Annotated in this window: 10 protein-coding genes; 2 read left to right on the top strand and 8 right to left on the bottom strand. The window is 36.6% G+C overall.

Translation table 11 applies throughout. From position 1 onward, the window contains the following. Positions 1-91: 91 nt before the first annotated feature. From V7161_RS12535 to V7161_RS12505, 7 genes are all read right to left on the bottom strand, one after another. Positions 92-220 (bottom strand): hypothetical protein, encoded by a 129-nt coding sequence (locus V7161_RS12535; RefSeq protein ID WP_263297924.1) that lies wholly within the window; start codon positions 218-220, stop codon positions 92-94. 207 nt (positions 221-427) lie between these two features. Then, positions 428-1,588, bottom strand: a complete 1,161-nt coding sequence (locus tag V7161_RS12530; protein ID WP_335445462.1) for a cation:proton antiporter — start codon at positions 1,586-1,588, stop codon at positions 428-430. Between the two features lie 184 nt (positions 1,589-1,772). Next, complete coding sequence (locus V7161_RS12525; RefSeq protein WP_335445461.1) at positions 1,773-4,937, bottom strand: efflux RND transporter permease subunit; 3,165 nt, start codon at positions 4,935-4,937, stop codon at positions 1,773-1,775. A 197-nt stretch (positions 4,938-5,134) separates the two neighbouring features. Continuing rightward, positions 5,135-8,542 (bottom strand): hypothetical protein, encoded by a 3,408-nt coding sequence (locus V7161_RS12520; protein ID WP_335445460.1) that lies wholly within the window; start codon positions 8,540-8,542, stop codon positions 5,135-5,137. A gap of 160 nt (positions 8,543-8,702) precedes the next feature. Further along, complete coding sequence (locus tag V7161_RS12515; protein ID WP_223595479.1) at positions 8,703-9,221, bottom strand: HD domain-containing protein; 519 nt, start codon at positions 9,219-9,221, stop codon at positions 8,703-8,705. Between the two features lie 142 nt (positions 9,222-9,363). Further along, on the bottom strand, positions 9,364-10,230 hold the full coding sequence (locus V7161_RS12510; protein ID WP_335445459.1) for a thermonuclease family protein: 867 nt from the start codon (positions 10,228-10,230) through the stop codon (positions 9,364-9,366). A 67-nt stretch (positions 10,231-10,297) separates the two neighbouring features. Next, positions 10,298-12,256, bottom strand: a complete 1,959-nt coding sequence (locus tag V7161_RS12505) for an LTA synthase family protein (RefSeq protein ID WP_335445458.1) — start codon at positions 12,254-12,256, stop codon at positions 10,298-10,300. 475 nt (positions 12,257-12,731) lie between these two features. On the opposite strand from V7161_RS12505, the gene V7161_RS12500 reads away from it, so the two are divergent. Both V7161_RS12500 and V7161_RS12495 read left to right on the top strand, forming a co-directional pair. Further along, positions 12,732-12,917, top strand: coding sequence for a hypothetical protein (locus tag V7161_RS12500; RefSeq protein ID WP_289988354.1), 186 nt, complete (start codon positions 12,732-12,734; stop codon positions 12,915-12,917). Positions 12,918-12,996: 79 nt separating this feature from the next. Further along, entirely contained in the window at positions 12,997-13,176 is a 180-nt protein-coding gene (locus tag V7161_RS12495; protein ID WP_223595475.1) for an H-type small acid-soluble spore protein, read from the top strand. Positions 13,177-13,219: 43 nt separating this feature from the next. On the opposite strand, the gene V7161_RS12490 is transcribed toward V7161_RS12495, so the two are convergent. Further along, on the bottom strand, positions 13,220-13,381 hold the full coding sequence (locus V7161_RS12490; protein ID WP_289988357.1) for a hypothetical protein: 162 nt from the start codon (positions 13,379-13,381) through the stop codon (positions 13,220-13,222). Positions 13,382-13,606: the final 225 nt, after the last annotated feature.

Here is a 13,606-nt window from a genome sequence, read left to right as displayed (position 1 = left end):
AGGAATGATAAAAAGAAAATGCCTCCTAATTAATTAGAAGGCATTCTGATAGTATATTTTTAAGTTATGAGCCAGGGAACCAAAATATGATTTACCAATCACGTGTGTTATCAAGCAATTTATCAATCTCAACCGGTTTTCCTTTATGACTATTCTTCCCAGATGTTAGATCTGCAGTAGCTTCTAGTAATTTGTCAATATCAATCAGTACGTTTCCCATATCTAACCTCCTAAGTAAATTAGTTTTTTCAAGTTACCAAATTATTCGTGTTTTTTTTTCCGGTTTTGGGGGTGCATGTAAAAAAAGCTAAAAAAGAATCTTAGTATAAGTTTGATATTGGTTTTAACTTTTCCGACGGATGGATATTTCTTTACCCGCTTAAAAGAAAAGACATCCAGTCTATCATCTGACTGGATGTCTTCTTCATTAAGCAGTACTTTTCATGGCTTTTTTATTCCGCTCCTGTTTAAAAAAGAATTTCATCATCGGTGGAGTAACAATCGTTGTAATGAGGACGACTATAACTAAAATAGAAAATAATGCTTCAGTGATTAGCTTTGTTTCTAAGCCTATTGAAGCAATAATTAGGGCAACCTCCCCGCGGGAAACCATGGCAGCGCCGATTCCCAGCGAGCTTTTCCAAGAAAAGCGGGCCATTCTAGCTCCTAGAGCCGCTCCAATTAATTTTGTTAAGATTGCAAGAATACTAAGTCCAATAATCAGACCCCAGTTTTCTAACAGACCTTCGAAGCTTGCTTTCACACCAATAGAAGTAAAGAAAACAGGAACAAAGATGGAATAACCAATAGTTTCAACCTTTTCAAATATCTCCCGCTTGTAATCTGTTAAGCTAATAGCAGTTCCAGCAATGTAAGCTCCTATAATCGCCGCTACTCCCGCTAATTCAGCCACATAGGCATAAAGAAAGCAGATAATTAATCCAGCCGAAATAATTGATTCCGTCACCTTTAGTGGCGCAAACTTTTTTAATACCCAAGGTACAACCTTCCAAGCTATTAAAATAGCACCTCCAAAAAAGATGACCTTTTTCAAAACAATCATGCTTAGATTTACCTCACCGCCAGCCATACTCATTAAAAAGGCTAAAGCAAGGATCACAAGAACATCGTCTATTACGGCTGCACCTAAAATGGCAGTTCCTTCTTTTGACTGCATTTTATTTAGTTCTTTAAGTGCTTGAACGGAAATACTTACGCTTGTCGCCGAAAGCAATAACCCTAAAAATAAAGCTTCGATTGTCGACATGTTCATTAGGTAACCAGCTAGATAGCCTATTCCTAAAGGGACAATAATTCCGTTAATTCCTACAAGTGATGAAGCTTTGCCGCTCCGTTTAAATTCGTCTAGGTCCGTTTCCAATCCCGCAATAAACATTAGTAAAATTACACCAATTTGACTTAGTTCCTCTAGAGTGGCCGTTTCTGAAACGACTCCTAATACTGCGGGTCCGAGTATTATTCCAATCAAAAGCTTCCCTAATACCGAGGGCTGCCCTAGTTTAACACTTATATCCCCAGCAATCTTAGATGCAAGTAAAATAATCGCCAACTCAAAAATTAAATTCATCCCCATCACCTTTCTTTCTATAAAAAATAAAAAGGGCCTGTTAATGAATAACAGACCCTAATTTGATACAAAAAAGCCTGTCAACCAAAGGACATAAAAACCCCCTTGGTGACAGACTCCTCCAAAAAACGATTATTAAGTTATTACTATTATAACAAACATTATGTTATTTTTCAATATAATCCTATTGTTCCGCTTCAACACTCATTTTTTTCTTTTTTCTTAATCCCTCATATACGATTGGCACAATCACAAGAGTCAAAAGGGTTGAACTCGTTAAACCGCCAATTACTGTAACCCCTAATCCCCGGGATATAACGCCGCTGCCCTCAATTCCTAAAGCTAATGGAATAAGTGCGCCGATCGTGGCGATAGCTGTCATTAGAATTGGACGAAGTCTTGTTGCCCCTGCTTCTAGTAATGCTTCTCTTGTGCTGTATCCTTCTTTTTCCTTGTTTAAAACACGGTCAATCAGAACAATCGCATTTGTAACAACAATACCAATTAACATCAAAGCTCCAATCATCGCTGAAATGCTGATGGTTTCTCCCGCAATTAATAATCCAACTAAGCCCCCGATAATACTGAATGGTAACGAAAACAGGATGGCAAATGGTGCTAACGCTCCACCGAACGTAATAACCAAAATTAAATATACAATCGCAATCGCAGCGAGCATCGCTTTCCCTAATTGTGTAAACGATTCTTTAATATCTTCAGTTACTCCACCTGTCTTCACTGTAACATTTGCAGGTACAGATATTTTATCTACCTTCTTTTGAATCGCAGCTGAAGTTTTAGCGATATTCTTTTTGGTAATTTCACCGCTGACAGAAACATAAATTTCACCATTTCTTCTTGTAACCGTATCAGATGTTTTACCTTTGTTTATCTGCACCAAATCTGCAATCTTTACCTCTTCGCCTATGGCTGATTTTATTGTTTTATTGGTCAAATCATTCACAGTCGAATATTCTTGTTTCGGAACTTCCAGATAAACATTTAATTCTTTGCCGTCTTTTTGAATGGTTGTGATAACAGGGCGGGAACGGTTTTGTGATAACTCCATCCCTATCTGTGCAGCTGTTAATCCAAGCTTACTCAGCTTCTCCTGATCAGCCGTTAATGTGTATTCGTCATACGTTTTGGACATGCTCGTATCTACATTTCGAAGCGACTTATTATCCTTCATTATATTTTCGATTTTCATAACTGTCGGTTCAATATCTGACAGCTTCTCACCATATACAAAGTAGGTTAGGCCATTGCTTGAACCGCCGCCAGAGAAGTCTTGTGTTCCCCATTCACCTTTACCTGTGTTTTTTTGCAGTTCTTTAATGACTAAATCCTTTTCTTTATCAAAGTTTTCCGTATCCTTATCGTATTTTACGAAAAACATCGCTTGATTTGATGCCCCTGGATTCATTGGGTTTTCCCCGCCAACTGTATATTGGACAAGTTCTACCCCCTTACGGTCCTGAAAATAATCCTCTGCCTGATTGGCAATCTTTGTAACTTCATCCTGTGTTTGGCCAGGGTCAGGCTTGTAGGTAGCCACAACCATTTTTTCTTCGTCAGAGGGAATAAAGCTTACGCCAATTAATGGCACTAAGGCGAAACTTCCCACTAACAAAAGGATAGCCAAACTAATGGTAATAATTTTATGATTAAGGGACCAGTTTAATATCCGTTTATATACCTGAGCAAGTTTTCCAGGTTTCTCATCGTCATGATGGTGCTTTCGGTCAATTCCCTTTTTGAACATCGTATGGGCCATCATTGGAACGATTGTAATTGCTACAAGCAGGGATGCCAATAATGCAAACACAATGGTAAGCGCAAATGGAAGAAACAATTCTCCAATTTGTCCCTTTACTAATCCTAATGGTAAGAAAACAGCAATCGTTACAATTGTAGAGGACATAATTGGAATAAACATTTCCTTCGTCGCAGAGCGAATGAGATTTTTTCCTTTCAGTTCCTCACCCGTTAATGACATCCTCCGGTAAATATTTTCAATCACGACGATGGAGTCATCAATGACACGGCCAATCGCGACAGTCATAGCTCCTAAGGTCATGACATTCAAGGTAATATCCATTTGGTTTAATAACAAAATGGATATTAAAAGCGATAACGGGATTGAAATGATCGAAATCAGTGTTGATTTAAAGCTTCTTAAAAACAACATGATAATGACTACAGCAAATAATGCTCCAAATAATGCTTTATTTAGCATCGTGCTAACGGACTCTTCGATCGGTTTTCCTTGGTCAAAAGTTGTCTCGAATTCGGAGCCCTTCATTTTTTTCTCGAATTTCTTAATTTCTGCTTTTACCTCATTAGCAACTTCAACGGTATTCGCATCCGCAGCCTTAATAACTTGAATTCCAATTGCTTCTTTACCATTTGTCCGAGAAATTGACTCAGCACGTCCTACCTCTTTGATATCCGCTATATCCTTAAGCATGATGGTTGGTAATTGTGGTGCCTGTTTGAGTGAACCTGTATTACCTTGTCCTAACTGTTGACCTGCTGAGCTTTGTGCACCCTGTGCCGCCTCAGACTGCCCTGGGAAACTAGTTGTCGAACCTTGAGACTGTGCGGGAACAACTGGGATTTTCATGTCTTTCAGATCATTCAGCGATTTAATGTTTCCTTCCACCACTACTGATTTTTCAGTATCTTTAAAGGTATATAAGCCTAATGGGAAAGTGACATCTGACCCTTTGATTACGTTTTGAACGGTATCTTTATTTAGTCCGAATTGTTTTAACTTATCTTCCTTAAAGGTTAATTGAATTTCTTTGACTTCCTGACCGGCAATTTTTACAGATGAAACACCGTTTAACCCTTCCAAGGCCGGGAGGATTTGCTTTTCCACATCATTCGTCAATTGATCCAAGGATTTATCCTCATTGGAGACACTTAAAGCGAGAATCGGAAAAGCATTAAAGCTAATCCGGGAGATTTCAGGTTTCACGGCTCCCTCTGGAAGGGTAACATCTGCCAAGGCTTCCTCTACCTCTCGTTTCGCTTCTTCCATATCCTTTTCGTAGGCATATTCAATTTGGATCGCTGAAGCATTTTGGAAGGAGTTGGAGCTGACCGTTTTTACACCATTTAGGTTTTTAAGGCGCTGTTCAATCGGTTCCGAAATTTTTTCTGCCACTTGTTCAGGCGCTGCCCCCGGATAAACTGTAGTAACAGTCACCACGGGAATTGTAATATCCGGCAATGTCTCAAGTTTCATATTTAAACCAGAATATAATCCCGCAGCCGTAATAATTAAAGTAATTAACCAAATAGCAAACTTGTTTTTAAGCGAAAAATTAATAATTCGATTCATTTTTTTGTGTCCTTTCTATTTTGGGAGAACTAATTATTGACTGACTGGTCATAACAATTCCTACTATATATGAAATGAATACTTAGGTCAACGACAAATTATAAGATTGCTTTGACTGATTGGTCAAAAACACCAAAATAATAGCAGACAGGCATGTACCTATCCGCTAATAAATTACCACAAGACTATTTAGATTATTAGTCCCATTGTTTGATTCTATCAATTACCTTCTCCTTTAAGCTCGAAATAAACGTCTTTCCCCCTTTTAATACTTTTTGTTTATGCCATTCATTAAAGCTTGCAATAGAAATTAAGACTAAGCCTGCTATTAATAGGTAAAACCACCACGGCATATTGCCCCAGTAAGGACGTGTTTGCAGGAATACATTTAAAAGTAATACAACGGCACCCGTAAAAAAGTAAGACTTAATTTGTAAGAACATTCCTGATATCATCGATAATAACGAGAGGGAACCTAAAATTATCGCATCATATATCGTACTGCTTGCTAAACCATCCTGGATTAAAAGGAGAGCAACAATAATTAAGACTCCCCATTGAATCGCTTTAGTAATTTCCGAATATCTGCCTTTTAAAAGGAAACGGCTGAAAATCACCAGCAAAATAAACGGAAGAACTTCTACCTCCCTCACCCAAAGTGCTGGGATTTTGAGTTCATGAATGATCGAATAGTACGGTTGTAATAAATAGGCCCCACCAAGGATCGACATAAATTCAGAAATATTTTCGGGCACTCTTTTCCTTTGCATCCATAATGAGGCCGCGATGAGTAAGCCCGGAATAGCATGACTCCACAAAGCTTCATTTTCAAAAAAGTACATCAACCAAAAACACAAGAAAGAAATGATAGTAAAACCATCAATTTTTATCTCCTGCAATTTTCTTCCTCTTTCCAACAACATTTTGTACGTGAATTGGCCGAGTATAGACAATACAATACCCATTCCGCCAGTTAAAAGCATTTTTTCAACTTCATTCATGTCACTTACATAAGAGATTTCTGCAGTAGCTAAAAATGCTAAGAATAATGGAATGATCCCAATGAGACTCCATTTAATTTTATGCAAATAAAATACGGTTCCAAAAGCATATAGGCATGTAATGATATATGGAACCCATGTAAATGGATAATTCATGATCATCAAACCTATTCCCACGATCGAAAATGGCACTAAATAATAGGATGTTCTTCGTTGCATCCCCTTATTAACCGCCAGTGAAAATAGTAAGATGATGCAGCTGGTGATCGGAAATTCGTAATTTCCAAAATATTGAACGAGGATTTCATCCATTGCCAAGGATACCGTAACAAAAAGTGCTGTAAAACCGCCATATAAAAATACCTTAATCTTCCATTCTTTAATAGCATATTTTGTACTTAGCCCGTATACTACTAATGCTGTGATAAAACTATAAATGGATTCATTGTTATAGGAAAACCAGGTAAAGGCAAGAGCGAATGGAAATATGACGTGTCCTGTCCAAGCAAAAGCATTGAATAATTTCTCATCCGATTTACGATTGATTAAAGCGATTAAAAGCAGAATAACTACACTTGTTGGAGCCATTAAAGAATTAGCTGTTTGATTTAAATGGATCTTTTGGGAAACTGCATTTACGATGGAAAAGTAAGTGAGAAAGGTTGCAGAGCAAATAAGATAAGGAACCCATTTTGTTCCAACTTTTTTGTACAAATAATAATACATACCAATACCAATTAATAAAACAAACGGCTGAACCCAAAGAACATTAATTGGGCAAAAAATGGCACAAGCAATACTAATTGTGTAAAATCCTTGCGAAATATACAAAGATATTCGTTCTAACTCTTTTTCAGCAGTTCTTCTCCAAGCAAAGCTTGATACTAAAACAAGGAAAGCACCAGCAGCAAAGTTTACAGCATATCCGTATTCTGCATAGTAAATTGGAGAGTTTGAATTGATTTCTTCACCAAATGCCAGCGCGGCAAGACCAAATGATACGGGCAAAACCCAAAAGGCTGCATCTTTATAGTAGCGCCTTTTTTCCTTTTTAATGACTAAAAAGGAAATGACAGTAACAACCAAAAGCATGACTCCCAGCTCCCACCACTTGAAGAAAACAAGGGCTGACATTATGGCCAAGGCCATAAGCCCCAATCCAACATCCTTTGAACTGTTCTGAATGATTTTAATAATTTTATTTGAAACAACAATTCCTAAAACGAGAAACAGAATAAAACCTGTTATAAAAACAGATAAAGAAATACTCATTTGAATAGGTTTAGCGAGCATTGCGATCGCTTCATAGAGACTTGATGCAGTAAAAACAGCACTTAAATAAGGGAATAAATTCATCTTACTGTTATGGGATAAATAGAGAAAATTACCAGCTATAACTATATAAGCCAGCATTAACACAATGGATGGATTGTCCGCACGCAGTAAAATTCCTTCAAGGCTAATGTAGATAAAGGCGAAACCTGAGATAATTGCACTTGTATATTGAAAGACTTTATCTAGAGCGAATTTCCCGCCAAGTGCCTTTGGCACAAACACGATTGCAAAACCAACCATTGCATAGATTACCGCTCCAAAATAATCTAGGAAACTATGCTCAATCAACTGATATGCCCCATATACAACCATGATACTAAAAATAAAATGATATTCTTTTCTCCCGCTGACAAACATCATAGACAAATATATGATGGCTGTTAGGAGAAGATTGAAGCTGTATAATACTTCATTATCATATAAAAACAGCATAAAAAGTGTACAAAGAACAAGATTGACTTGTACATATGGGACAAATTCTTTTGTAAATAATTTATATGCATCATTACCTTTAAACCTATTATATATGATAATTATGATGGCATTAAAAAGCATCATACCGAGATAAAAGAAATCGACACTAAGCTTCAATGAAGCTGCTAAAAATGCTGCCCCGGCAGTGACTGTTACATAAGAAAACCAAACAAATAATCTAGATTTCAACTTACTAGCAAATGTTGTATAAACGATGAGCGGAAGAAAGCTCCCCAGCATACCTAGGACATATTTTCCTGCACCGCTAATCGAAAAATAAGTGCCTAAAAGACCAAACCAGCCAAGTGACAAAATAAAAATAGGTAAAAACAAACTGCCTAACACAGTAAAAGCAAACGCTGTTTTGTCAATTTTCAACACTTTAGCTGCAAGCACGGCAATTCCGTAAAATAATAACGAAACAATGGCAATAGAACCGCTTTTCATCACACTTGTCATTGATTCCCAGTTACTGGTGGCTACAAATAAGCCTCCTATTAAGAGGAAAATGACCCCTATATTTAGGGACCACGTAATATTCCTTTCACGAATTTCTTCAGGTGATAGTGTCTTTTTTACTTTTTGAGGTATAGGCGGATCCACTTTTTTATTTATCGGTATTTTCTTTTCAATTGGCATTTGGATTGCCTCTTCCCCGATTAAATCCAAATGAAACTGATTATGTGCTTTCGCGACAATTTCTACGATATTCTTTGTTAAGTATCCTTCCTCCCTTAAGGTGAAAAGCTCCTGCCTGAAGATTCTTCTTTTCTCTTCCCTGCTATTAGGCTCCATCTTTATCCCCCTTAACGAACAATAATTGGGTATGTATTTTTATAGCTGAATGTAATCGAATTTGCCACTATAGTGAAATTTTACACCATTTTGGTAATTACCTCAATATTTTACAGTAAAAAAATAACAGCTGTGCAAGTAATTACACAGCTGTTATCCTTTATTTTTCAGAGATCTCCGCATCTATCCATTGATCAAGGCGAATGATACTTTGTTTTGCTCTCTCATAATCAATTGTTCGGTAATGATGCATTCCGCCTTCTTCTTCATCCTTTTCATCTGCCCATTTTACGATTTGCTGCAAAGGTGTCCGTACGATGTCATTCGAAGGCAAAAATGAATCTGTATGAAATAAAATGGCCAGAGCAATTGTTTTTGCCTTTATTGGATTTTCTCCAAGACGAATTAACAGCTTATGGGCACGCTCTGCTCCCTTTATGGCGTGAATATCATTCTGCTTGTACAATTCATAATCCCATTTTCCGTTTTTATACCATGTATAGTGCCCCATATCGTGAAGAAGTCCTGCTTTAGACGCAATATCCACATCAAGCTTTTGCTCTCTCCCTAAGTGAAATGCATGATACGCGACTGCAATCGCATGAGCAAGTCCAGAGCGATTTAAATATTTTTGTGCAATATGATGTTCAAAGATATTTATTAATTTTACGTCTCGCATGTGCTCTCCCCCCTATCGTTGCATATATTTCATATATTATATGATAATCATCAAATCTTAGCTATTTTAATATCATAAAAAAATAAAAAAAACAGTGAGCTTTTCTAACATTGCTCACTGCTCCTTTATAAAATTTATTATCCTACCGTTTTGATTTATGGTAGCCAGCATCCTGAGCTTCCTTTTCAGTACAAAACCAAACGATATTATCGTTGGTGGAAACATAGTAAGAACCACCTGGAACATGATAAATATGAGAATTTGCATTTCCTTTAATTTTCCCTTTACAGCCAAGATTTGATTCCTGATCATCATTAGGGTTATTTTGGAAATTACTTTTCGCTGATGTGCCGGGTTGCGAAGCAGGGGCCTTTTCTTTGGTCCCTTGAGCGTTCGAAGCATGATAACCATCTTCCTGGGCATAATTTTCTATGGACCAAATGCCAATACCCTTTTTTTGAGCTTCTTTTTGAATCGCATAAAATTCATCCACATATTTTGTATTTGGCGCATAAATATAGGCAACTCGTGCAAGGCCTTGGTCAAGAAGCATCTCATTAAACATTTTTCCATTAACATAAATATATGCTAGCAAACGACCATACTTGTCACGGCCATTACCAATGCCAGGTTCTATTTCTATCTTCGTTCCTACGGAAAGGATTTTTTTCGTGTATGCAGATGCCTCTGGTCCAAAAGGCTGTACCCCAAGGCGGGGGTGATGCGTTTCCGGTGTATCCACACAAAGCATCCTGATCTTCTCGACCTTTCCATTTAAGTTGACCTCCACCGTATCACCATCTATATTTTTAACAATTGTGGAAGGTAGTAAATTCTTTTTATTAACTTCTTCAGTTGAAGAAGGTTCTTTTTCGTTATGAACCACTGGTGGAGTTGAATTTTTTTCTGTCTTGACCTTTTCTGCTACTTCCCCACTTGAACATCCTGAAAGAATGAATGTAATCATTACAAAAAAAATACATAATGGTTCAAAAAAAACTATTTTCATCAGTGCTCCCCCTACCTGCTTACCTATCAAACAGAAAAAAGAGAGAAGAAAATTTCTTCTCTCAAGTTTAATTATTTTCAGTCGTTTTGGTTCCTTTATTCCCTTTTGGTCCTAAATATTCATAATCGTTCGGATTAATAGGGGTATATCCCTGCGGCTTATAGAATCGTAATAAGTCTTTATATACAACCTCATCGGACATTTGAAGCTCAGTATTTACCTTATCACTAATATCCTTACAAGCATTGGCTTTATCCGTTACTTCACCAGTCGCAGTGGAATAGCATTTGTCTTTAATCTGAATTACTTCAGGTGAGACAAAATCTCCATTTCTGAATAGAGCCCAATTGCGGTGGTCCTTAGATAATAAATCTGATCCAAACTCCATGTAATCTTTAGTATCAATTCCTAGTAAATGCAGAAGTGTAGGACGTACATCAACTTCACCGCCATACTGCTTCTGAATACCGCCTTTTACACCAGGAACATGAATAAATAATGGAACTCGCTGTAAATTAGCATTGATTGTTGGAGTAATTTCATCAACCCCAAGAACCTTTGCCATAGCATCATTATGGTTTTCTGAAATTCCGTAGTGGTCACCGTACATAACAATTACAGTATTATCATATAAACCAGAAGCTTTTAAATCGTTAAAGAACTGCTCAAATGCTTGGTCCATATAATGTGCTGATTGGAAATACTGGTTAACAACTGTATCACCGGTATCGCCTGCAGGAAAATCAGTATCTTCTGGATCCATTTCAAATGGGAAATGGTTCGATAAAGAAATAAACTTTGTATAGAAAGGTTGTTTCAAGCTTGTTAGTAATGGCATTGATTCTTTAAAGAAAGGTTTATCCTTCATGCCATAGTTCTTCGTATTTTCATCGCTCATGCTATAGTATTCAGCATCAAAAAACTGATCATAACCTAATGCTTTATACATTACGTTTCGATTCCAGAACGTTTTATAGTTCCCGTGGAATACTGCTGAATTATATCCATAACCCTTTAGGATAGAAGGAGTTGCTTGATAAGTGTTTTGTGCTTTGTTAACAAAAACGGCACCTTGAGCCATTGGATATAATGAGTTTTCCATCAAGAACTCAGCATCAGACGTTTTTCCCTGCCCTGTCTGATGATAAAAGTTTTCAAAATAAAACGTGTTTTTGTCATGTGTTAACGAGTTAAGAAATGGTGTTACTTCCTGCCCATTCGGCATTTTATAATTAATCATAAAGCTTTGAAAGGATTCCATCGAAATATAAATGACGTTCATTCCTTTAGCTTTACCAAAATACTCAGGGTTTGGAGCTGCATAATTCGCTTTACGATAGTTCTCAACATCTGTAATATCACTTGAATCAGCTAATGCTCTTTGACTTGATGATTTAATATTTTGAATCACGTCATAGATCGTAAAGTTATAAGCACCCAGATACTTGACTAAATAATTTCGGTCAAAGGAACGGCTTAAGAGCTGCGGTCGATCCTTTTCGGCTAGACCAAGATTAAATAAAAACGTAGTGATTGAAAAAAGCAAAACAATTTTAAAGGATTTTCTGTTCGTTACCGTTACTTTCTTAAATACTGTTAATGCTAAAGCAATTAAGATGAACATATCGGTAAAATAAAAAATATCTAAGGGTGACATTAATGATAGGGCACTGTCCCCAAGCTGTCCCGCGTTAGTCTTAGTCTGCATTAAAACTGGCACGGTAATAAAATCATTAAAAAAGCGATAATAGGCAATATTTGCGTACAACAAGAATGATAAAAAGAAGTTAGTAATAATCATGACAAGCTTTGTACGCTTCTTAAATAGAAGTGCAATTCCAAAAAAGAAAAGCGCTGAGCTTAAAGGGTTAATCAATAACAAAAATTTCTGCAGGCTATTATCAATGCCTAAGTTAAATTCAATTTGATATGCCGCATATGTTTTGATCCAGAATAATACGACGGCAATGGCGAAGAATGTAATATGACTATTGCTGAATTTTTTAGGTAGTCTAATTTTATTCATCTCTATAATTCTCCTCTCACTTACCAAAATAAGCTCCGGTAAACGAACCTCAATTACTATAACACAGATTTTCAAAAAAGAAAAACATAAAATATTCCATTTCAAATAATATACGCTCTAAAACTTACGTCTTTTTTCTAGCTCATTCGACAAACCGATTTCCCCATACGGCTTGTTTAATCCGTGTCAATTAATATCCCTTTAATCTTATGTTGGTTATATGTTGGACATGACTATTTTCAATCCTCAATTATATAAGACGATTACACTTATAATTAGTTTCATCTTTTTCTTTATTTAATTTCAACCAAATGATGGAAATTCCAATATGAAAGTGATTTCCATCTATTCTATACCTGAAAAAATGGGGATGCAATATGATATTTGACTTATCTTTAAAGATGGGGATTTTGCATGACTTCCATGCTTACTGGTTAGTCTAAATATATAGTTATTATAAAAAGGAGAAATTACCATGCCGAGAATAAGGCCTGAATTTACGAAGAGTCCATATTTCGTTGATGAACCCGGTAACTGGCATTTAAAACCGGGTGCTCCAAAGGACTTGCAGGTAGAACTGACTAATTATTTAAATAGTCTTGAAGAGATTGATCAACCCGGTACGATCAATGGTGTTCAAATTGAGCCTTATGAACGATAATTATCAAGTAAAACCGAGTTTCTTCTATAATATATAGTTTCAGAAAGCGGTTACAAATATTTTAATTAGGAGTGAAAATATGAATGTGAATCGTGTAAAACAAATATTATCTTCTTCCGCTGATATTGAGGTCAAATATAACGGGGCTTCCGTATGGATTGACCAATTAAATGAAGATGGAAAAACGGCAACAGTCCATTTGCGGGGACCACTTGAAGAAAGAACAATAGTGGAAATTGGTGAACTCTTCGAAGAATAATTCATTTATTTATGAAGGTAAAAGGCAGGCTTGGGAGCCTGCCTTAAATCATGTCCTCATTTTCCTTATCAATGTCCCCTGGATGCGGCTGTTCTTGTTGGACTATACTTCCTAGCACTTCTCGATTATATTTACCTGCATCCTTCCCAGCGCCAGGCGCAATATTTGCCATTGGCAACTGTTCTAATTCTTTCCCTCTGGGCATTATGCTTCACTCCTTTTTTATAACATATCCATTGAGAATCTAAATTATAAAAATGATATCGAAAAGAACTTTTCTAATATTATATGAAGTTTTTTGTCGAATCATTGTTTATACTATTTAGCCTATTTTATTATGGAAATATGAGTTATAAAGTATTTTATGGGAGTGAGTGTAATAACAAAAATGGCAATGTACTCAAGAGGTCATGTCTGTTGATTTGCGCTC

This window comes from Neobacillus drentensis (assembly GCF_036965425.1).
Taxonomy (GTDB): Bacteria; Bacillota; Bacilli; order Bacillales; family Cytobacillaceae; genus Neobacillus; species Neobacillus drentensis_F.
The sequence above is the reverse complement of the archived record's forward strand: the minus strand, read 5'-3'. Positions and strand labels throughout refer to the sequence as shown.

Coding starts and splice junctions, on each gene's coding strand:
- V7161_RS12525 (WP_335445461.1), bottom strand. CDS start 4,937: ATGAATCGAATTATTAATTTTTCGCTTAAAAACAAGTTTGCTATTTGG.
- V7161_RS12510 (WP_335445459.1), bottom strand. CDS start 10,230: ATGAAAATAGTTTTTTTTGAACCATTATGTATTTTTTTTGTAATGATT.
- V7161_RS12530 (WP_335445462.1), bottom strand. CDS start 1,588: ATGAATTTAATTTTTGAGTTGGCGATTATTTTACTTGCATCTAAGATT.
- V7161_RS12495 (WP_223595475.1), top strand. CDS start 12,997: ATGAATGTGAATCGTGTAAAACAAATATTATCTTCTTCCGCTGATATT.
- V7161_RS12520 (WP_335445460.1), bottom strand. CDS start 8,542: ATGGAGCCTAATAGCAGGGAAGAGAAAAGAAGAATCTTCAGGCAGGAG.
- V7161_RS12500 (WP_289988354.1), top strand. CDS start 12,732: ATGCCGAGAATAAGGCCTGAATTTACGAAGAGTCCATATTTCGTTGAT.
- V7161_RS12505 (WP_335445458.1), bottom strand. CDS start 12,256: ATGAATAAAATTAGACTACCTAAAAAATTCAGCAATAGTCATATTACA.
- V7161_RS12515 (WP_223595479.1), bottom strand. CDS start 9,221: ATGCGAGACGTAAAATTAATAAATATCTTTGAACATCATATTGCACAA.
- V7161_RS12490 (WP_289988357.1), bottom strand. CDS start 13,381: ATGCCCAGAGGGAAAGAATTAGAACAGTTGCCAATGGCAAATATTGCG.
- V7161_RS12535 (WP_263297924.1), bottom strand. CDS start 220: ATGGGAAACGTACTGATTGATATTGACAAATTACTAGAAGCTACTGCA.